Source organism: Flavobacterium collinsii (assembly GCF_902804485.1).
GTDB lineage: Bacteria > Bacteroidota > Bacteroidia > Flavobacteriales > Flavobacteriaceae > Flavobacterium > Flavobacterium collinsii.
Window position 1 is genome coordinate 1 of the sequence record NZ_CADCST010000075.1, and the last position, 364, is coordinate 364.

The 364-nt window shown below is 43.1% G+C and carries 1 protein-coding gene; it reads left to right on the forward strand.

Annotated features, from left to right (window positions below; translation table 11 throughout):
• On the forward strand, nucleotides 1-364 hold a 364-nt coding region (locus FLA105534_RS08780), incomplete at both ends, for an Ig-like domain-containing protein (RefSeq protein WP_173965702.1).

The window sequence follows — 364 nt, forward strand, 5'->3', positions numbered from 1 at the left end:
CTCAGTGCGATCAGTAACAGCTGTAACCGTTAGCGACCCTGGTACACCAACCTTGGTAACAGCGGGCACACAAAACTTCTGTTTGGTAAATGCACCAACTTTTGCAAGTGTTCAATTTAACGAAGCCAATATCGTTTGGTATACTGCTTTAACCGGTGGAACAGTGATTCCATCTACTACAGCTTTAACCAGCGGTACTTATTATGCAGTAATCAAAGATCCAACTACGACTTGTGAAAGCGCAGTAAGATTGGCGGTAACCATTAGTGTAACCGATCCGGGTACACCAACTTTGGTAACAGCGGGCACACAAAACTTCTGTTTGGTAAATGCACCAACATTTGCAAGTGTTCAATTTAACGAA